Origin of the sequence: Pseudomonas sp. P20 (assembly GCF_016463925.1) — a bacterium.
Lineage (GTDB): Bacteria > Pseudomonadota > Gammaproteobacteria > Pseudomonadales > Pseudomonadaceae > Pseudomonas > Pseudomonas aeruginosa.
The window spans coordinates 47282-67058 of the sequence record NZ_JAEMVM010000015.1; the positions used below are offsets into that span (position 1 = coordinate 47282).

The window sequence follows — 19777 nt, forward strand, 5'->3', positions numbered from 1 at the left end:
GGCAGGTCCTTAGCGGCACCATGTCTTATCTGCGCTTTTATTTCATTAAACACCCCGTGGAGAGTACTAATGACTTGTCGTCCAGATTGTAACTATCGTAGATGAGTCGACTAGAGGTATTCGCTACAATTTATAGATTCGAAAATCCATTTCATGCTTGGAGATATCGATTTAACACTTATCTTGTGTTACTTCTGCGCTAGGTTCCGTACGCAAAGTAATGTCGTAAGCACCGTAGCGTGCAAGCCAGCGTGACCATTACGCCAAGATTCTTGACGAGCTTCAGAATCCCACGGCCAGCTCAGCTAGGTCCTGGGGTCTCCCCGCCCACCGAGGTTATCGACGCATCCGGAGGGTCTGGCGGCTTGACAGCGGGCGAAGGCTTGGCGGACTCTATATTGTGTTTAGTCGATACTATCTTGCATCTTAGAGAACCCTCCCATGCCCCTGCCTGCCCTACCCCTGGATGCCCTTCTCACCGGCCGCGCCCGGCCCTTCACCCGCCCCGGCTCGCGCAGCGGCATCGCCAAGTCTCCGCGCGACGGTGCGCTCAGGGTCACCCCCGTCGGCCTGGAGGGCGACGAACAGGGCGACCTGCGCGTCCATGGCGGCGTCGAGAAAGCGATCCACCATTACCCACGCGAACACTACGCCGCCTGGATCGCCGAACTGGGCGAACACCCCCTGCTGATGCAGGCGGGCGCCTTCGGCGAGAACTTCAGCACCAGCGGCTGGAGCGAAGCCGACGTCTGCCTCGGCGACCGCGTGCGGGCCGGCACCGCGCTGCTGGAGGTGTCCCAGGGGCGCATGCCCTGCTGGAAGCTCAACGACCGCTTCGAGGTCGCCGGGATGTCCCTGAGGGTGCAGGAGTCCGGGCGCACCGGCTGGTACTACCGGGTGCTGGAGGAAGGCGTGGTGGCGGCTGGCGATATCCTGCAACTGGTCGAACGGCGCCATCCGGACTGGTCGTTGTTGCGCCTGTCCGAGGTGCTGTTCGACAGGCGGGCCGACGCCGAGCTGCTGCGCCAGTGCCTGGCGCTGCCGCTGACGCCATCCTGGCGGCGCACCCTGGAGCGGCGCCTGGAAAAAGGCCAGGTCGAGGACTGGGGGCCGCGCCTGGAGGGAGCCCCCGGCCAGGCCGAGACGCCCAGGCCGACCTGAGGAAGCGCCGACGCCCCCCGCAGGCAGGGAATCGGCCTGGGGATGCATGGAGTGCCGGAAAGCGGGTATAAAGCGCCAGCGTTAAGCGACCCAGACGTCTGCCAAAGGACCCCTTTCATGCTGCGGCTCTCGATGCCGGCCCTGCTCCTGGCTCTTGCCGGCTGCGCCACCAAGCCCCCCGCCAATCCCGACAACCTCTGCGAGATCTTCCGCGAAAAACCGAAATGGCACGAGGCGGCGCTGAAGATGCAGCAGCGCTGGGGCGCGCCGGTCCAGGTGCCGATGGCGATGATGTACCAGGAATCCTCCTTCAAGCATGACGCCCTGCCGCCGCGCTACTACTTCCTCGGTTTCATCCCCTGGGGCCGGGTCAGCTCCGCCTACGGCTACGCCCAGGCCAAGGACGAGACCTGGGCCGACTACAAGCGCGAGGCCGGCGGCTGGGGCGCCAGCCGCGACGACTTCGCCGACGCCCTGGACTTCATGGGCTGGTACATCCAGAAGAGCCAGCGGGTCAACGGCGTCTCCAAGTGGGACGCCTACGGCCAGTACCTGAACTACCACGAGGGCTGGGGCGGCTACCGCAACCGCAGCTACGACGCCAAGCCATGGCTGAAGAACGTCTCGCAGAAGGTCCAGTCCCGCGCCTCGCTGTTCGGCGCCCAGTACCGCAGTTGCCAGCAGGAACTGTCGCGCGGCGGCTGGTTCTGGTAGCCCGTCCGCGCACGCCGCAGGCCCGAACCTATTCCGCCTTCGACGAGGGCAACGGACAACGTCCGCCAAGCCCCCCAGGTCGGACCGGCACGCTCGAACGGCCAACCTGCGTCATGGAACCGCAGGCGCATCCTGCCCAGGCAGCCCGCAGCGCCAGTGAACAGGCGGGTCGTCGAACCGGCGGCTGGCCACCTGGCCGAGCGGCCTGCCCTCACCTTTCACCCCGCTTCGCTTCCCAGGCCAGAGCGCTCGCGGATTGGCGGCGTCAGATTTCCTCGTCTACTGTTTGGATAAAAGTTTGGCGCCAGAAATACGTCAATAAATTGACTAAAAAAACTTACCCAGACTACGGATATTTCCCTGGGAATGCTAAGATAGCTATCACAAAGCCACTATCGACGAATGAACCTATTCGACGGGAAAATGACTAAACCGCGTGGCAAATGAAAAATAGTCACTAAATTGACGCTTCACCGCCTTGCTCTTCCCTATCCACTCAATGGACTGCCCGTGATCGGCAGAGCAAACAACATGCATTCGAAGTCGGTAGATAGCCTGTCGCTGACACGGGCTGGATTCATCGAGTACTTCCTGGTCGCGACCAAGCTGGTACACGCGCTCACCGCCATCGCCCCGGCGCTGTTCCTGCTGTACTACCCCGGCCTGGTTCCCGTGGAGCTGCGCAGCAACATGCTCGGGCTGCTGCTGTTCTTCGGCGCGCTCACGGTGATCATGTTCCAGGCACTGGACGTCTACTCCGACGATATCTTCAGCAACCGCCTGCGCTTCCGCATCATGTTCTTCGCCTGGGCCTCGGCGTTCTGCCTGCTGTTGTTCATGTACCAGGGCCTGGGCCTGTTTCCCTACCTCAGCAGCAAGCTGGTGATCTTCTGGTTCACCGGCAGCCTGCTGCTGTTCGGCGTGCAGCGCCTGCTGGTGCTGCGCCTGTACCGGGCCTGGATGAAACGCGGCATGTACCTGCAACGCACGGTGATCCTCGGCTTCACCGAGAGCGGCATGCACCTGGCCGAATACCTGGTACGCAACCACGACATCCGCTCCGGCATCATCGGCTTCATCGACGACCGCTCCGAGCGGGTCCCGGAGAACTACAACTCGCTGCCGCTGCTGGGCAACACCAAGGACCTGGAGAAGCTGATCCGCCAGGAACAGGTCGACCAGGTGCTGGTCGCCCTGCCCTGGTTCGCCGAGGGGCGCATCGGCGCCATCGTCCACCGCCTGCGGCAATTGCCGGTGAACGTCCTGCTGGTGCCGGACATGGCTGCCTTCCGGCATGCCCACAACCGCATCGTCGACGTTTCCGGAATCCCCATGTTCAACGCGTCCGAGCTGCCGCTGCGCGGCTGGTCGCCGCTGATCAAGCGCTGCGAGGACCTGGTCCTGGCGAGCATCGCGCTGGTCCTCTTCGCCCCGCTGATGGCCCTGGTGGCCCTGGCGATCAGGCTCGACTCCAAGGGGCCTGTGCTGTTCCGGCAGAAACGCTACGGCTACAACAACCGGCTGATCTGGGTCTTCAAGTTCCGCTCGATGTACACGGAAAGGACCGACGCCAACGCCGAACGCCAGACCACCCGCGACGACGACCGCATCACCCGGGTCGGCCGCTTCATCCGCAAGACCAGCATCGACGAGCTGCCGCAGCTGTTCAACGTGCTCGCCGGCAGCATGTCGATGGTCGGCCCGCGCCCCCACGCCACCGCGACCAAGGCCGCCGGCATTCCCTTCGAGGAGGCGGTCAGCGAATACAGCTCGCGCCACCGGGTCAAGCCCGGCATCACCGGCTGGGCGCAGATCAACGGCTACCGGGGTGAGACCGACACCCTGCACAAGATCAAGAAACGCGTGGAATACGACCTCGAATACATCGCCAAGTGGTCGGTGTGGTTCGACCTCTACATCCTGTTCCGTACGGTGCCAGCCGTACTCCTGACCAAGGAAGTCTACTGATGAACGCCGTCGCCCCGCTGATCCCCTGCATCGTTTCCGGCGGTTCCGGGACCCGCCTGTGGCCGGTTTCCCGGGAGAGCATGCCGAAACCCTTCATGCGCCTGGCCGATGACCAGAGCCTGTTGCAGAAGACCTTCCTGCGTATCGCCGGGCTGCCGGACGTCGCCCGCCTGCTCACGGTGACCAACCGCGACCTGCTGTTCCGCACCCTGGACGACTACCGCGCGGTCAACCGCAGCGGCCTGGCCCAGGACCTGCTGCTGGAGCCGGTGGGACGCAATACCGCGCCGGCCATCGCCGCCGCCGCGCTGCATGTGCAGGAGCACTTCGGCGACCAGGCGCAGTTGCTGATCCTTCCCGCCGACCACCTGATCCGCGACGAGCAGGCCTTCGCCGCGGCGGTGGCCGAGGCTCGCGGACTCGCGGCCCAAGGCTACCTGGTGACCTTCGGCATCACCCCGGAGCGCGCCGAGACCGGCTTCGGCTATATCGAACAGGGCGCCCCGCTGGGCAACGGCTTCCGGGTCGCGCGCTTCGTCGAGAAACCCGACCAGGCCACCGCCCAGTCCTACCTGGACAGCGGCAAGTACCTGTGGAACGCCGGCATGTTCTGCTTCCAGGCCGCCACCGTGTTGCAGGAACTGGAGCGCCACGCGCCGGAGGTGCTGATCGCCGCCCGCGCCGCCCTGGCCGACGGCAGCAGCCTGGAGAACGGCCAGTGCCGCCAGCGCGAGCTGGCCGCCGGGGCCTTCGCCGAGGCGCCGGACATCTCCGTCGACTACGCGCTGATGGAGCGCTCGGACAAGGTCGCCGTGGTGCCCTGCTCCATCGGCTGGAGCGACATCGGCTCCTGGCAGGCGCTGCGCGAACTCAGCGCGGCGGACGAGAACGGCAACCAGGTACGCGGCGAGAGCGTGCTGCACGACGTCAGCAACTGCTACATCGATTCGCCGAAGCGCCTGGTCGGCGCCGTCGGCGTGCACGACCTGATCATCGTCGACACCCCCGACGCCCTGCTGGTGGCCGACGCGGCGCGCAGCCAGGACGTCAAGTTCGTCGCCCAGGAACTCAAGCGTCGCGGCCACGACGCCTTCCGCCTGCACCGCACGGTCAGCCGGCCCTGGGGCACCTACACCGTGCTCGAGGAAGGCCGCCGCTTCAAGATCAAGCGCATCGTGGTGCGCCCCAAGGCTTCGCTGTCGTTGCAGATGCACCACCATCGCAGCGAGCACTGGATCGTGGTCAGCGGCATGGCGCTGGTGGAGAACGGCGAGCGCGAGTTTCTCCTCAACACCAACGAATCCACCTTCATCCCCGCCGGGCATAGCCACCGCCTGAGCAATCCGGGGATCATCGACCTGGTGATGATCGAGGTACAGAGCGGCGAGTACCTCGGCGAGGACGACATCGTCCGCTTCAACGACATCTACGGTCGCGCCCCCGCCAGCGACGAGAAGAAAGCCTGATGCGCTGCGCCCTGGTCATTCCCACGCGCAACGCCGGCGCGCACCTGGACCGGCTGCTGCCGGCCCTGGCCGCGCAACGGCGGCAGCCGGACAGCATCCTGGTGGTGGACAGCCGCTCCAGCGACGACACGGTGGAGCGCTTCCGCGCCTTCGGCGCGCGGGTCGAGGTCATCGAGCCGGCCAGCTTCAACCACGGCGGGACGCGGCGCTGGGCCAGCCAGCAGGTCGAGGCCGACGCGCTGATCTACCTGACCCAGGACGCCATTCCCGCCTCGCCCGACAGTTTCGCCAACCTGCTCGACGAACTCTATGCCGAGGCCGACATCGGCGTGGCCTACGGCCGCCAGTTGCCGCACCCCGGCGCCGGCCTGCTCGGCGCCCAGGCGCGGCGCTTCAACTACCCGCCGGAAAGCCGCAGCAAGCGCCTGGCCGACGCCTCGGAACTGGGGATCAAGACCTGCTTCAGTTCCGACTCGTTCTCCGCCTACCGCAGCGACGCCCTGGCGGCCGTCGGCGGCTTCCCCGAAGACGTCATCGGCAGCGAGGACGCCTACGTCGCCGCGCGCCTGCTGCAGGCCGGCTACGCGGTGCGCTACGCGGCCAGCGCCGAGGTCTACCATTCCCACGATTACCGCTTGCTGGAAGAGTTCCGCCGCTATTTCGACATCGGCGTGTTCTACGGCCGCGAGCGTTGGATACGTGCCGCCTTCGGCGGCGCGGGTGGCGAGGGCAAGCGCTATGTCCTCGCCGAGATACAGGCCTTGCGTGCCGCCGGTGCCCTGTATCGCGTACCTGAAATAGCGCTGCGTAGCGCGTTCAAGCTGCTCGGCTACCGCCTTGGCCAGCTGGAACGCCACCTGCCGGTCGCCCTCAAGCGCCGCATCAGCATGTTTCCAGGCTACTGGAAGTGAACATCATGACCTACAGGAAGTGCTCCCTCATGAAACGCACCCTCCTCATGCTCGCCATGCTCGCCCTGGCCGCATGCAACACCCCCGCACGGATTCCCGCACCGGACAGCGACACCGTGGACAGCGGCAAGCGTGCCCTGGAAGAACTCGCCAGGCTACCGCCGGCGATGGAGCGGGTGCGCGTCGGGGACACCCTGCGGATCGTCCGCGATGCCGGGGAGATGCCGACCCTCTCGGCGTTCAACGTCGCCACCATCTATGAACTGACGCTGTACACCGTGCTCAACGACGGCAGCATCTACTATCCGTTCATCGGTCGCATCCAGGCCGCGCACCGCACGCCGCAGGAAATCGCCAACGAGCTGACCACCAAGCTCGCGCCGATCTACCGCGAGCCGCGGGTCACGGTGAACATCAACCAGGCGCCGGGCAATACGGTGTTCGTCGGCGGCGCGGTGCGCAACCCGTCGGCCGTGCCGATCCCCGCCGCCAACAACATGGAGCAGGCGATCCTCGGCGCCGGCGGCATCCTGCCGGTGGGCGACGCCCGCCGCGTGGCGCTCATGCGCGAGGACTCGGAAGGCCGCTATCACGCCTACTTCCTCGACTTCAGCCAGTTGATGAAGATCGGGCCGGAAGGCCGCAAGCCCCTGGCCATGCAGCGTGGCGACATCGTCTTCGTGCCCAAGTCGATGGTCGGCGACCGTATCGAGGGCGTCGACGTCTACCTGAACCAGTTGCTGCCCTTCGCCAAGTCCATCGGCGTCGGCGTCAGCTACACCGTCAACAACGATCGCTGAGGAGCGACATCGCCATGATAGAAATTCGTTCCTTGCGTGATCTGTTGCGCCTGCTGTTCATCTACCAGCGCGAGTTCAAGCTGGCGGCCCTCAGCGCGGTGGTGATCATCGTCCTCGGCGCCTTCCTGCTGCCGGCCAAGTACGAGTCCAACGCACGCCTGCTGGTCAAGCCGGGCCGTGACTCGACCCTGCCGATAGAGATCAGCAACCGCCAGGCGCTGGTGATGCCGAGCACCCAGCGCGACCCTATCGTCGACGAAGAGCGCCTGCTCACCGGCCGGCCGATCGTCCGTCAGGTGGCCGAGCGCTACCTCGAGGTGCTGGCCAACCGGCCGCCGCCGGAGGGCCTGTGGAAGCGCACCAAGTTCTATGTGAAGAAGGCCATCGGCGCGGTGTTCGACGGGATTCGCGTGACCCTGGAAACCTTCGGCGTGATCGAGGAAACCACCGCGGTCGAGCGCCTGGCCAAGGACCTCGAGAAGAAATTCGAGGTCACCCATGCGGCCGGCTCGACGGTGATGGAGATCAGCTTCACCTGGAGCGAGCCGGAAGTCGCCCAGGAAGTGGTCAAGGCCTGGATCGAGATCTACATGGAAGAGCGCACCCAGGCGCTCGGCCGCAAGAGCCTGTACGCCTTCTACGAGGCGCAGACTGCCGACAGCGCGGCGCAGATCAAGAGCTACAAGGCGCAGATCCTCAAGCACCTCAACGAGATCGGCGCATCCAGCATCGAGGACCGCCTGCAGGACCTGTCCGAGCGGATCAACGTGCTGCGCGGCGAGCGTTTCAACTCGATCCGCCTGATCGCCTCCTCCGACAGCGCCCTGGAATCCACCCGCCAGCAACTCAAGGGGCTGCCCAGGGAGATCGTCACGGTGCGGCAGATCGCGCTGAACCCGGCGCAGCAGGACCTGCGCCGGCTGCTCAACCAGAAGCGCCTGGAACGCGCCGACATGATGCGCACCTACACCGACGACGCGCCGCCGGTGAAGGCCCTGGACGCCTCGATCCGTGCCCTGGAGAAGGAAGTCCAGGACGAAGGCGCCACCGTGCAGAGTTCCGAGGACCGCGCGCCGAACACCCTGACCACTCACCTGGAACGGGTCCTGCTGGACGAGACCAGCAACAACGCGGCCCTGCGCACCCAGCTCGCGGAGCAGGAAAAGCAGCTCGCCGAACTCGAGGCGCAACGGCGCGAAGCGCTGGACATCGAGCCGACCCTGGCGCGCCTGCAGCGCGAGCTGAACGCCACCGAGCGCAACTACGCGCTGTACGTCGACAGCCTGGAGAAATCGCGGATCGACCGTGAACTGGACAAGAGCCAGATCAGCAACATCTCGGTGATCGAGGAAGCCACCTACAACCCCGGGCGGATCTTCCCGAAAACCCTGCTGATGCTGTTCCTCGCCGTGCCCTTCGGCCTCGCCGTCGGCCTGCTGGTGGTCTATCTCTGCTACCTGCTCGACCAGCGCATCCACGACGGCGGCCTGGTCGAGGAGAAATTCGGCCTGCCGCTGTGGACCACCCTGCCGGAGCTGAGCAACAGCACCGCGGAGAGCAGCAACGCCTTCACCGCCAGCATCTACCGGCTGTACGGGCTGCTGCCCTACGCGCGCATCGAGGAAAAGGGCCTGACCCTGGGCCTGACCTCGGCGCGCCACGGTGAAGGCGTGACCTTCATCATCGAGCAACTGCGCCGCCTGCTGGAGGAAAACGGCGTGCGCGTGCGGATCGGCGGCGAACCGGCCCAGCCGGGTGAGGTGGTATTGCTCGACGCGCCGGCCCTGCTGGACAGCCGCGAGGCCTTCATCGCCCTGCGCCGCGCCGACCTGATCGCCCTGGTGGTAGAGGCGCAGAAGAGCACCGTGCCGGTGGTCGAGCATGCGCTGACCATCCTCACCACGGCATTCGGCAAGGTCGACGGGATCATCATCAACCGGCGCCGCTTCGAGGTGCCGAGCAAGGTCCTGCAGACCATCGCCCGCTACCGGAGCGCGTTCTGATGCGGATCGCCCTCCTCGCGCCCCTGCCGCCGGAAAAGAATGGCATCGCCGACTACGCCAGTCATTTCCGCAACGCCCTGCAGGGTCTCGGCATCGAAGTAGCCACGCCGCTCGCCGGCGTGGCGGCCGACAGCGCGAATATCGCCAGCCGGCTGGACAGCGTCGACTGGAACGGCTTCGACCTGGTCCATGCCGAACTCGGCGGCGGCCGCCTGGGCGAGTTCATCGCCCTGCGCGAGCTGCGCAAGCGCTTCCCGCGCCTGCCGCTGAGCGCCACGGTGCACGATCCGGAGCGCATGGTCTGGCGCCGCGAGCGCCTGCCCTGGCCGCTGAACCTGCTGGAACGCCTGCCCTCTCCCCTGCCCCAGGCCGCCGTGGTGCTCGCCGACCCGCTGACCCTGCGCGAAGAACGTGCCGTGGCCCAGGGCCTGACGCGCCTGGTGACCCTCACCGGCCTGGGCGGCGAGTGCCTGGCCCGGCGGATGCGCCTGCCGCCCGGGCGGGTCGAGGTGATCAACCACGGCAACCTGGAGATCGCCACGGTGCCGCTGCCGTCGCTGGACACCCTGCGCCTGCTGTACTTCGGATTCATCTATCGCGGCAAAGGCATCGAGGACCTGCTCGAGGCCCTCGCCGACCTGTTCGCCAGCGCGCCGGAGATGCGCCAGCGCGTGCGCCTGACCCTGGCCGGCGGCACCGCCGCGGAAATGGCCTTCGGCGCCGGCGGCAACTACCTCGACCAGTTGAAGGCACAGATCGCCGAGCTTGGCCTGGCCGACGCCATCGACTGGAACCTGAACCTGGCCGCCGCGGACATCCCGCGTACCATCCAGGCCCACCACGTGATGGTCCTGCCGTACCGCGAGTCGAAGAAACTCGGTCTGCTCGGCCAGCAGCGCGGCACCAGCGGCGCCCTGTCCTGGGCGGCAGCCTGCGGGCGCGGCGCGATCACCTCGGACGCTCGTGCCTTCGCCGAGGAAGTCGCCAGCGGCAACGGCGCCATCTACCCTCAGGGAGACGTGGCAGCCCTCTCCGAACAGTTGTTGAACCTCGCTCGCGAACCCCGCCTGGCACAGGCCTGGGCCGAGCGCGCCGGAGCGATCGGCCATGCGCGGACCTGGCCGCGCACCGCGCTGCGCTTCCAGGCACTGTTCAACGACATGGTGGGAACCGTTCATGGCACGTAAGGGACTCTATCTGGGCGGCAGCGCGCTGCTGCTCGCCGTGGTACTGCTGCTGGTGTTCTGGGGGCGTCCCGCCGACGCCGAGATCCAGGTACTGAAGGCGCCTCGCGCGGTGGTCTGGAAAGACTTCCTCGGGGTCAACGCGCAGTTCCTCTGGTTCAGCCCGGAGCGTTACAACAAGCAGATCGACCGCCTGCAGGACCTGGGGCTGGAGTGGGTGCGCCTGGACCTGCACTGGGACCGCCTGGAAACCGCCGAGGACCAGTACCAGCTGGCCTCCCTCGACCAGTTGGTCAAGGATCTCGAGGCGCGCCAGCTGAAGTCGGTGTTCTACCTGGTCGGCTCGGCCCGCTTCATCACCACCGCGCCGTTCTACTCGCCCTTCCAGGACCAGTATCCGCCGCGCGACCCGGAAGTCTTCGCCCGGCGCATGGCGATGCTCTCGCAGCGCTACCCGAGCGTGGCCGCCTGGCAGGTATGGAACGAGCCCAACCTGATCGGCTTCTGGCGGCCCAAGGCCGACCCGGAAGGCTACGCCAAGCTGCTCCAGGCCAGCACCATCGCCCTGCGCATGGTCGACCCGGAGAAGCCGGTGGTTTCCGCCGGCATGGCCTTCTTCAGCGAGATGCCCGACGGCCGCACCATGTTCGACGCCCTCGGCCACCTGGGCGTGGAGAGCCTCGGCACCATCGCCACCTACCACCCCTATACCCAGTTGCCGGAAGGCAACTACCCGTGGAACCTGGACTTCGTCTCCCACGCCAACCAGATCAACCGCGCCCTGCGCAACGCCGGCGTGCCGGCGATCTGGAGCACCGAGTGGGGCTGGTCGGCCTACAAGGGGCCGAAGGAGTTGCAGGACATCATTGGCGTCGAAGGCCAGGCCGACTACGTGCTGCGTCGCCTGGCGCTGATGAGTGCGCTGGACTACGACCGGATCTTCCTCTTCACCCTCAGCGATCTCGACCAGCGCGCCAGCGTGCGCGACCGCGACTACGGCCTGCTCGACCTGGACGCCAACCCCAAGCCGGTCTACCTGGCCCTGCAACGCTTCCTCAAGGTCACCGGGCCGAAGCTGCGCCCGGCCGACCCGCCGGTCACCGAGGACCTGCCCGACGGTTCCTTCAGCATCGGCTGGACCCGCGAGGACGGTCGCAACGTCTGGCTGTTCTGGTCGGCCCGCGGCGGCAACGTGCGCCTGCCGAAGCTCAAGGAGGCCACCCTGCACGATCCGCTCAGCGGCAAGGTCACGCCCTTGAGCGGCAGCGACGGCCTGGAAGTCCCGGTGAAGTCCAGCCTGCAGATGCTGGTCTGGGAGTGAAGCCACCCATGCGTATTCTCTGGATCCTGCCCTACTCGCCCTGGCCCACCACCAGCGGCGGCAAGACCCGCCAGTACCACCTGCTGCGCAGCCTCGCGGCACGCGGCCACCGGATCACAGTGCTGCTGCACAGCAAGCAGCCGGTGAGCGCCGAGGACCGCCAGGCCCTGGAGCCCTTCCTCGAACGCCTGGTCGTGCTGCCGCGCCGACCGCTGCGCAGCCTCTCCACGCTGCTCGCCGCGCTGTTCGCGCCCTACCCGCTGCTGGCCAGCGTCAACGGCCTGTCGGCGGAGCTGCAACGCACCGCCACGGAGTTGCTGCGCGAGCCCTGGGACGTGGTCCAGGTCGAGCACAGCTATAGCTTCCAGCCCTACGAGCGACCGCTGCGCGACGCCGGCCAGCCGTTCGTGCTCACCGAGCACAACGTCGAGTCGTCCCTCGGTGCCGCCACCTACGACCGTCTGCCGGGCTGGGCGCTGCCCTTCGTGCGCTACGACCAGTGGCGTTACCGCCGCTGGGAACGCCGGGTGATGAGCCAGGCGGCAGCGGTCGTCGCCGTGACCGAGAAAGATGCGCGGCAGCTCGGCGCGATGCTCGGGCGCCCGGTGCCAGTGGTGGTCAACGGGGTCGACTGCGAGCACTTCGCCGCCGCCCGGCCGACGCCCGAAGCGCAGCGCGTGCTGTTCCTCGGCAACTACGAATACGCACCGAACGTCGATGCCGTGGAATGGATGCTCGACGAGATCCTGCCGCGGGTCTGGGCACACTGCCCCGAGGCGCGCATGAGCGTCTGCGGCTATGCGCTGCCGGCGGAGTGGGCGCAACGCTGGAGCGATCCGCGCATCGAATGGCAAGGCTTCGTTCCCGACCTGCTGCAACTGCAATCGAGCAGTTCGGTATTCCTCGCCGCGCTGCGCCATGGCGGCGGTTCGAAGCTGAAGGTGCTCGAGGCCCTGGCCGCCGGGCTGCCGCTGGCGAGTACCGCGCAGGGCGTTTCCGGCCTGGAACTGCGGGACGGCGAGGACTACCTCGGCGGCGAATCCGCCGAGCAGCTCGCCAACGCCGTGGTGCGCCTGTTGCAGGACCCGGCGCAGGCCCGCGCGCTGGGCGAGAACGGCCGCGCCTACGTACGTCGCGCGCACGACTGGAGCGTCGCCGCCAGCCAACTGGAACAGGTCTACGCCGGCCTCGCCGAAGGAGCGCCGGCATGCGCATAGGACTCGACTACCGCACCGTCGGCAGCTCGCCGCACTCGGGCATCAGCCGCCAGGTCTATGCCATGGAGCAGGCCCTGGAAAGCCTGCCCGGCACGCAGGTGACCCGCTTCACCGTGGCCCCTCTCGACGACCCGCTGCGCCAGCGGGCGGTCTGCCCGCCGTGGGGCTGCCCGCGCACCGCGATGCACCAGCCGCACCAGCGCCTGCGCTTCGAAGCCGGGTTCCTCCCACGCGCCTTGCGCGAACAGGACATCGACCTGTACATCAGCACCTTCAACATGGGCCTGCCGCTACCGCCGCGTCCGCCGGGTGTGCGCTATGCGCTGCTGATCCACGACCTGTTCCAGATCACCCTGAAGAACTACCACGCCAACCGCCTCAAGGCACTGGTCTATCGGGTCAGCGACTACCTGTCGATCGCCTATGCGCTGCGTGTCGCCGACCGTGTCTGGACCCCTTCGCAGTACAGCGCCGCCGAGGCTGTGCGGCTGTTTCCCGGGGTCGCCGGGAAAGTCCGGGTGCTGCCCAACCAGGTCGACGGCTTCGCCGGCGAACCCGCCGACCTCTCGGCACGCGGCCTGCCGCCACGCTACTGGCTGCTGGTGGGTACCCGCGAACTGCGCAAGAACGTGCCCTGGTTCGTCAGTGCCTGGGCCCGGGCGCGCGCCCAGGCGCCCGGCGTGCCGCCGCTGGTGCTGGTCGGCAGCCTCGACCACCTGCCCGAGGAACAACGCGGCTTGCCCGGCCTGCACGCGCTCGGCGGGCTCGACGACGCCGAACTGCACGCGCTGTACCGCCAGGCCGAGCGGCTCTGGCAACCGTCCTACGCGGAAGGCTTCGGCCTGCCGGTGGTCGAGGCGCTGAGCGTCGGCACGCCGGTGGCGGTGGCCAGCGGCACCTCGCTGGACGAAGTCACCCCGCCGTCGGCGCCGCGCTTCTCGCCCAGCGACGGCGCCGCCCTGGAACGCCTGATGCTGCGCCTGGCCGATGCGCCGCGCGAAGCCTCGGCGGAAGAACTCATCGCCTGGGCCGCGCGCTTCAACCGAGAAGCCTACCGGCAACGGCTGGCCGCACTGATCGAGGAACTGAGTTGAGAATGTCGTTGGGAAACCTCGTCGCTGTCGTCTTCGGCCTGGCCTTCGGCGGAGCGCTGCTGATGCTCAGCCCGGCCAAGGCCGGCGCCGCCATGGTCGGCCTGGCGGCCGCGGTCACCATCCTGCGCTTCCCGTTCTGGGGGCTGCTGCTGTTCGCCCTGGTGGCGACCTTCATGCCCTACTCCACGGTCAACGTGGGGATCCGTTCGACGGTCAGCGAAGCGATCCTCGCCCTGACCTGGGGCGCGGTGCTCTGGCACATCTTCCTCTCGCGCCTGCCGCCGGCGCCGGCGCTGCGCTACCGCTCCACCGAGCGCATGCTGCTGTGGCTGATGCTGTTCACCGTGCTGCCGTTCGTGGTCGGCCAGGTCAGCATCAAGGCCGAGGCCAGCGGCCTGTCGAACTGGCTGCGCTGGTTGCTCAACCTGTCCATCGTGTTCCTCGCCGGACGCCTGCTGGTGGAGCGCAAGAACCGCGAGACACTGGTCATCGCGCTGCTGCTGGGCACCCTGGCGATGCTGCTGATGTCCATCGCGGTGTTCATCCGCTACCGCTCGGCGTCGGGGATGGCGCCGATCCTGGCGATGTTCAACTACGCCAACCTGGACACCCTCAAGTTCGGCCTGGAGGCGCTTTCCTCGCGGATGGGCTCGCCATGGATGCACCCCAACGCCACCGGCGGGATCATGGCCCTGCTGCTGCCCCTGGCGTTCTGCTACGGGGTCGCCAACCAGGGCTGGCGGCGCGGCCTGGGCCTCGCCGTGGCGGTCCTCGGCGCCGCCGCGATCCTCCTCGCCAGTTCCCGCGGGGCGATGCTCAGCCTGGCGGTGGTGCTGTTCTGGATGTCCCTGCGCAAGGTGCCCTACACCGGCCGCCTGCTGTTGCTCGGGGTCGGCCTGGTGGTGGTCCTGGTGCTCAGCTACCCGCCGTTGCAGGAACGCCTGGCGACCATCTTCTCGCCGCAGAACGCCAGTACCGAGGTGCGCTTCGACGAGTATCGGATGTTCCCCAAGGCCGTCGCCCGCTATCCGCTGGGAATCGGCTTCAAGGTCGACCCGCCGGTGCCGGGTACCGACCTCCTGGGCATCTCCAACCTGTGGCTGAACTTCATGTACAAGGTCGGCCTCGGCGGCATGCTGCTGTTCATCGCGGTGACCTGGCGCTGGTGGCGCGAAGCCCGTCCGGAGAAAGGCCCGATCCGCCTGACCCGCGACAACGCGATCTGGCTGGGCAGTACGGGCGGCATCCTGGCGGCGCTGGTCAGCGGCCTGTTCGACCACTACTTCAGCTTCGCCGTGGTGATGATCGGCCTGTTCTGGCTGCTGGTCGGGATCAACCTGCTGGAAGCCCGCCGGCTGTTCCCGGAACGCCAGCCGCAACCGCGGGCGGTGGGTTATCGCAAGCTCAAGCGACAGCTCGAGCGCGGGGCCGAGGCCTGAGATGCTCGGCTCCGCCTTCTGGCTGACCCTGGCCACCCTGCTCGGCCTGTGCCTGGGCTTCGCCCGCGAATGGCTGCTGGTGGCCTCCTGGGGCGCCGGCGAGCGCAGCGACGCCTTCCTCATCGCCCTGTTCCTGCCCGAGGCCCTGCGCATGTCGCTGGCCGGCGGCGTGCTCAGCGCGGCGGCCCTGCCACTGTTCCTCGAACGCCAGGGCGAACGTCGCCTCGACTGGCTGGCGGCAATCCTCCCGGCGCTGCTCGGTATCGCCGTGGCGCTCAGCCTCCTGCTGCTGGCGGCGGCGCCCTGGCTGGTGCGCTTGCTCGGTCCGGGCCTGGCCGAGACGGCCAGCGCCCAGGCCGCGGCCAACTTGCGGGTCCTCGCCTGGTGCGTGCCGGGGCTGATGCTCCATGCGCTATTCAGCATCCCCCTGCAGGCCGCCGAGCGCTTCGTCCTGGCTGGGCTCGGCTCGCTGCTGTTCAACCTGCCGCCGGTGCTCTACCTGGCCTTGCACGGCCAGGCCAGCCAGCCCGAACAACTGGCCCTGGCCTGCCTGCTCGGCAGCCTGCTGATGCCGCTGGTGCTGCTGCCTTCGCTATGGATCGAGGGCTGGCGGCCCTGGCACTGGCGCCTGTCCGGCGTCGAACTGGGCGAGCTTGGCGGGCGCATCGCTCCGCTGCTGCTGAGCAACGCCGCCAGCCAGGGCCTGGCGCTGGTCGAGCGGCTGGTGGCCTCGCTGCTCGGCGAAGGCGCGGTGACCTGGGTCAACCTGGCGCGCAAGCTGATGAACCTGCCGCTGATCGCCCTGATGAGCCTCAACCAGGTGTTGCTCGGCATGATGAGCCGACGCCAGGGTGGCGAGCGCCTGGCCCTGCTTCGCCGCGGCCTGGAGACCGCCAGCCTGCTGACCCTGCCGGCCGGGGTCGGGCTGGTCGCTGCCGCACCCGGCCTGGTGGCCCTGTTGCTGCCGCGGCAGACCGCCGGCTCGCCGTTGCCGGCGCTGCTGGCCTGGTTCGCCGTGCCACTGGTGTTCGGCGCCTGGAATGCCTTGCTGGCGCGTTACGCCTACGCCGCCGGCGATACTCGCCTGCCGCTGCGCTGCGAGCTGCTCGGCAGCGCGCTGAACGCCGCGCTGCTGGCGGTCCTGCCGTTGATTTTCGGACTGCCGGGGATTCCCCTCGCGGCCCTTGGCGGGGTGCTCTGCACCGCGCTGCTGCTGATGCGTCGCCAGGCCCTGCTCGGCGCCCTGCCCTGGGCCCGGCTGTGGCTACTGAGCGCCCTGGCCATGGCGCTCGCCGCCGGCCTGCTGTTCCGCATCGACGGTATCTGGCTGCAATTGGGCCTGGGCACCGTCGCCGGCTGCCTGGCGCTGCTCGGCATGGCGCTCTGGCTGCGGCCCTGGCGCACCGATTGACCCATGGCTCCGGGTAGGGAGCCTGGCCCTGGGGGCCTTCGAACAACCACTGTGAGTTAGCGCGTCAAGCGGGAGTTGCAAAGTGAAAAAACGCTGGATTCAGATGGATGTGACCCGCGGCGTGGGCATCCTGATCATCGTCTTCGGGCACAGCTGGTTCGTCGCCAGTTCGCCGACCGTGCTCTATCCGTTGCTCTCTCCGTTCATCCTGCCGCTGTTCTTCTTCATTTCCGGGGTGTTCTTCAGGACCGAGCAACCCTTCGGCGAGATGGCCCTGCGCAAGGCCGACGCCCTGCTCAAGCCGTTCTTCGTGACCATGCTCGGCTACGTCATCCTCCGCGACCTGCTGCGCGGCCAGCCGCTGCTGCCGGACATCGGCGGAGTGCTGTACGCCTCGGTCGACACCCTGCCCTGGCAGGCGCTCTGGTACCTGCCGCACTTCTGGGTAGCGACCCTGTTCGCCTGGTTCATGCTGCGCGTCATCCAGCGTCTCGGCCTGTCCCTCGCCGCCAGTTGCGTGCTGCTGGCCGTGCAACTGGGCCTGGGCATCCTGTTCCTCAAGACGTTCTGGCAGATCCCGGTGGAGTTCGGCGGCGAACAGTACCTGCTGCCGGGCCTGCCGTTCAGCCTGGACATCACCCTGATCAGCAGCGCCCACTTCATGTTCGGCTATGTCCTGCGCGACGTCCTGCGTCGCCACCAGAGTTCGTTGCTGACCCTGTGCATCGCCCTTGCCGTGACCACCGCCAGCTTCCTCTACTACCCGACGGTGGTGGACATGGCGCAGCGCCGCTACGACCACTGGTTCTGGGCCACCGTCCAGGCAGTGAGCGGCGTCTACCTGTGCTGGGCGCTGTCCGGGCTGATGATGAAGATCGACTGGCTGGGCAAGGCGATGACCTACATCGGCCAGTCGACCCTGATCCTGCTGATCTTCCACGGCGAGATCCAGCACAAGACCTTCAACCTGCTGGTCCACCTGGGTCTGTCGGAACCGGCCGCTGCCAGCGTCGCCCTGGTGATCTCGGTGATCGTCTCGCTGCTGATCGGCGAAGTGATCAAGCGCGTCGCGCTGCTGCGCGCCCTCTACTTCCCCTTCCCGGTGCGCAAGAAGGCCGCCGCGGTCCAGGGCGGCGGCGAAGCGCGCTGACGCCCTCGGCCCGGCGCGCCTGCGCCGGGCCTTTCCCCTCCCGTCTCCCTTTTCCCTAACGGGCGGCCGACCTCGCTTCGACCTGGCCGATGATCGCCCGCTCCTTTCGCTGAGCGGGTTGGTACGCGGGCATTGCCTCCCTAGAATATGGAACATCGTTCCGAAATCTTGAAAAAGGGAGAAGCCATGACCTCTGCGGCCGTCGAGACCACCCCGCTAACCTGTGACGTGCTGGTCGTCGGCTCCGGCGCCGCCGGGCTGGCGGCGGCGGTGACCGCGGCCTGGCACGGGCGCCGGGTAGTCCTGGTGGAGAAGGACCCGGTGTTCGGCGGCGCCAGCGCCTGGTCCGGCGGCTGGGCCTGGTTGCCGCGCAACCCGCTGGCGCGTCGCGCCGGTATCGAGGAGGATATCGAGCAACCGCGTACCTACCTGCGCCACGAACTGGGCGAGCGTTACGACGCCGCGCGGATCGACGCCTTCCTCGAAGCCTGCCCGCACATGGTGGCCTTCTTCGAGCGCCACACCCACCTGCGGTTCGTCGACGGCAACGGCATCCCGGACATGCATGGCGACACGCCGGGCGCCGCCGAGGGCGGCCACCAGTTGGTCGCCGCGCCCTATGACGCACGGCAACTGGGCCCGCTGCTGCCGCGCCTGCGCAAGACCCTGCGGGAGACCTCGTTCATGGGCATGCCGATCATGGCCGGCGCCGACCTCGCCGCCTTCCTCGACCTGACCCGCTCGCTGCCGGCCTTCCTGCATGTCGCCCGGCGCTTTTCCAGCCACCTCTGGCACCTGCTGCGCTACGGTCGCGCCATGCACCTGGTCAATGGTGTGGCCCTGGTAGCGCGCCTGGCCAAGTCCGCCGAAGCCCTGGGTGTGCGCCTGATCGAATCGGCGCCAGCCCGCGAACTGCTGCTGCGTGACGGCAAGGTGGTCGGCGCGCTGGTCGAGAGCGCCGAGGGACTCCTGCGCATCGAGGCAGGCGCCGTGGTCCTGGCCTGCGGCGGCTTTCCCCATGATCCGCAGCGCCGCGCCGAGCTGGCCCCCACCCTGGACACCCTGCTGCCGCTGCCGCCGCCGGGCTGCAACGGCGACGGCTTGCGCCTGGGGGAAAGCGCCGGCGGCCGGGTGGCCGACGACCTGCGCTCGCCGATCGCCTGGGCGCCGGTCTCGCGAGTTCCCCACGGCGATGGCGAGACCGGGCACTTCCCGCACATCATCGAGCGCGGCAAGCCCGGGCTGATCGGCGTGCTGGCCAACGGCAGGCGCTTCGTCAATGAGGCGCACGGTTACCACGACTATGTCGCCGCCCTGCTCGAGGCCACCCCGCCCGGGCAGCCGGCACGCTCCTGGCTGGTCTGCGACCGGCGCTTCCTGCGTCGCTACGGCCTCGGCTACGTGCGTCCGGCGCCGCTGCCGATCGCCGCGCACCTGCGCAGCGGCTATCTCAAGCGCGGGACCAGCCTGGATCAGTTGGCAAGGAGCTGCGGCATCGACCCGTCCGGCCTGGCCGCCACCGTCGCCGAATACAACCGCCACGCCCGCGAGGGCCGCGACCCAGAGTTCGGCCGCGGCGGCACGGCATTCAACCGCAAGCAGGGCGACCCGGCGTATCCGGGGCCGAATCCCTGCGTCGCCCCCATCGAACGCGGACCGTACTACGCGGTGCAGGTCGAGCCCGGCTGCTTCGGCACCTTCGCCGGGCTGAAGACCGACGCCCAGGCCCGCGTGCTGGACGGCGGCGGGCAGCCGATCCCCGGCCTGTACGCGGCGGGCGCGGACATGGCGAGCCTGTTCGCCGGCCACTATCCCTCCGGCGGCATCAACCTGGGGCCGGCGCTGACCTTCGGCTACATCGCCGGCCGCCATATCGCCGGCGCCCTCGGCTACGAGCAGGAGCAAGCGCAGCGCGGTTGAACGTTCCAGCGGGCGCAG

General features: G+C 68.0%; 15 protein-coding genes. All 15 read left to right on the plus strand.

All coding sequences use genetic code 11. From position 1 onward, the window contains the following. Positions 1–441 precede the first annotated feature (441 nt). Positions 442–1161: an MOSC domain-containing protein gene (locus JHD77_RS20470; protein WP_003117249.1), complete on the plus strand. Its 720-nt coding sequence runs from the start codon at positions 442–444 to the stop codon at positions 1159–1161. 117 nt (positions 1162–1278) lie between these two features. After that, positions 1279–1875, plus strand: coding sequence for a transglycosylase SLT domain-containing protein (locus JHD77_RS20475; protein ID WP_003089218.1), 597 nt, complete (start codon positions 1279–1281; stop codon positions 1873–1875). Between the two features lie 531 nt (positions 1876–2406). Further along, on the plus strand, positions 2407–3843 hold the full coding sequence (locus tag JHD77_RS20480; RefSeq protein ID WP_003111160.1) for an undecaprenyl-phosphate glucose phosphotransferase: 1437 nt from the start codon (positions 2407–2409) through the stop codon (positions 3841–3843). Further along, positions 3843–5309 carry a mannose-1-phosphate guanylyltransferase/mannose-6-phosphate isomerase gene (locus JHD77_RS20485; protein WP_003113717.1) on the plus strand — a complete coding sequence of 489 codons (1467 nt, stop codon included), beginning with the start codon at positions 3843–3845 and terminating at the stop codon, positions 5307–5309. Before JHD77_RS20480 ends, JHD77_RS20485 begins: the two co-directional genes overlap by 1 nt. Then, entirely contained in the window at positions 5309–6220 is a 912-nt protein-coding gene (locus tag JHD77_RS20490; protein WP_003089226.1) for a glycosyltransferase family 2 protein, read from the plus strand. The genes JHD77_RS20485 and JHD77_RS20490 overlap by 1 nt, the downstream gene beginning before the upstream one ends. 29 nt (positions 6221–6249) lie before the next feature. Further along, complete coding sequence (locus JHD77_RS20495) at positions 6250–7020, plus strand: polysaccharide biosynthesis/export family protein (protein ID WP_003089227.1); 771 nt, start codon at positions 6250–6252, stop codon at positions 7018–7020. A 14-nt stretch (positions 7021–7034) separates the two neighbouring features. Beyond that, positions 7035–9023 carry a GumC family protein gene (locus JHD77_RS20500; RefSeq protein WP_003113719.1) on the plus strand — a complete coding sequence of 663 codons (1989 nt, stop codon included), beginning with the start codon at positions 7035–7037 and terminating at the stop codon, positions 9021–9023. Next, the gene (locus JHD77_RS20505) at positions 9023–10210 is read left to right on the plus strand and encodes a glycosyltransferase family 4 protein (RefSeq protein WP_003158941.1); all 1188 of its coding nucleotides are present in this window, start codon (positions 9023–9025) and stop codon (positions 10208–10210) included. Before JHD77_RS20500 ends, JHD77_RS20505 begins: the two co-directional genes overlap by 1 nt. Next, a complete protein-coding gene (locus tag JHD77_RS20510) occupies positions 10200–11528 on the plus strand; it encodes a cellulase family glycosylhydrolase (RefSeq protein WP_003089230.1) in 1329 nt (442 codons plus the stop codon). The genes JHD77_RS20505 and JHD77_RS20510 overlap by 11 nt, the downstream gene beginning before the upstream one ends. Before the next feature lie 8 nt (positions 11529–11536). After that, positions 11537–12745, plus strand: coding sequence for a glycosyltransferase family 4 protein (locus JHD77_RS20515; RefSeq protein ID WP_003158940.1), 1209 nt, complete (start codon positions 11537–11539; stop codon positions 12743–12745). Continuing rightward, the gene (locus JHD77_RS20520) at positions 12736–13839 is read left to right on the plus strand and encodes a glycosyltransferase family 4 protein (RefSeq protein ID WP_023128884.1); all 1104 of its coding nucleotides are present in this window, start codon (positions 12736–12738) and stop codon (positions 13837–13839) included. The genes JHD77_RS20515 and JHD77_RS20520 overlap by 10 nt, the downstream gene beginning before the upstream one ends. 2 nt (positions 13840–13841) lie before the next feature. Continuing rightward, entirely contained in the window at positions 13842–15278 is a 1437-nt protein-coding gene (locus JHD77_RS20525; protein WP_003089234.1) for a biofilm formation protein PslJ, read from the plus strand. 1 nt (position 15279) lies between these two features. Continuing rightward, entirely contained in the window at positions 15280–16689 is a 1410-nt protein-coding gene (locus tag JHD77_RS20530; RefSeq protein WP_023103170.1) for a lipid II flippase MurJ, read from the plus strand. Positions 16690–16771: 82 nt separating this feature from the next. After that, positions 16772–17839, plus strand: a complete 1068-nt coding sequence (locus JHD77_RS20535; protein WP_003089238.1) for an acyltransferase family protein — start codon at positions 16772–16774, stop codon at positions 17837–17839. A gap of 186 nt (positions 17840–18025) precedes the next feature. Continuing rightward, entirely contained in the window at positions 18026–19759 is a 1734-nt protein-coding gene (locus JHD77_RS20540; RefSeq protein WP_003113725.1) for an FAD-dependent oxidoreductase, read from the plus strand. The last annotated feature ends 18 nt before the right edge of the window (positions 19760–19777 follow it).

Excerpts from the sequence above, each read along its gene's own strand:
- JHD77_RS20470 (WP_003117249.1), top strand. The coding sequence starts at position 442 with ATGCCCCTGCCTGCCCTACCCCTGGATGCCCTTCTCACCGGCCGCGCC.
- JHD77_RS20475 (WP_003089218.1), top strand. The coding sequence starts at position 1,279 with ATGCTGCGGCTCTCGATGCCGGCCCTGCTCCTGGCTCTTGCCGGCTGC.
- JHD77_RS20480 (WP_003111160.1), top strand. The coding sequence starts at position 2,407 with ATGCATTCGAAGTCGGTAGATAGCCTGTCGCTGACACGGGCTGGATTC.
- JHD77_RS20485 (WP_003113717.1), top strand. The coding sequence starts at position 3,843 with ATGAACGCCGTCGCCCCGCTGATCCCCTGCATCGTTTCCGGCGGTTCC.
- JHD77_RS20490 (WP_003089226.1), top strand. The coding sequence starts at position 5,309 with ATGCGCTGCGCCCTGGTCATTCCCACGCGCAACGCCGGCGCGCACCTG.
- JHD77_RS20495 (WP_003089227.1), top strand. The coding sequence starts at position 6,250 with ATGAAACGCACCCTCCTCATGCTCGCCATGCTCGCCCTGGCCGCATGC.
- JHD77_RS20500 (WP_003113719.1), top strand. The coding sequence starts at position 7,035 with ATGATAGAAATTCGTTCCTTGCGTGATCTGTTGCGCCTGCTGTTCATC.
- JHD77_RS20505 (WP_003158941.1), top strand. The coding sequence starts at position 9,023 with ATGCGGATCGCCCTCCTCGCGCCCCTGCCGCCGGAAAAGAATGGCATC.
- JHD77_RS20510 (WP_003089230.1), top strand. The coding sequence starts at position 10,200 with ATGGCACGTAAGGGACTCTATCTGGGCGGCAGCGCGCTGCTGCTCGCC.
- JHD77_RS20515 (WP_003158940.1), top strand. The coding sequence starts at position 11,537 with ATGCGTATTCTCTGGATCCTGCCCTACTCGCCCTGGCCCACCACCAGC.
- JHD77_RS20520 (WP_023128884.1), top strand. The coding sequence starts at position 12,736 with ATGCGCATAGGACTCGACTACCGCACCGTCGGCAGCTCGCCGCACTCG.
- JHD77_RS20525 (WP_003089234.1), top strand. The coding sequence starts at position 13,842 with ATGTCGTTGGGAAACCTCGTCGCTGTCGTCTTCGGCCTGGCCTTCGGC.
- JHD77_RS20530 (WP_023103170.1), top strand. The coding sequence starts at position 15,280 with ATGCTCGGCTCCGCCTTCTGGCTGACCCTGGCCACCCTGCTCGGCCTG.
- JHD77_RS20540 (WP_003113725.1), top strand. The coding sequence starts at position 18,026 with ATGACCTCTGCGGCCGTCGAGACCACCCCGCTAACCTGTGACGTGCTG.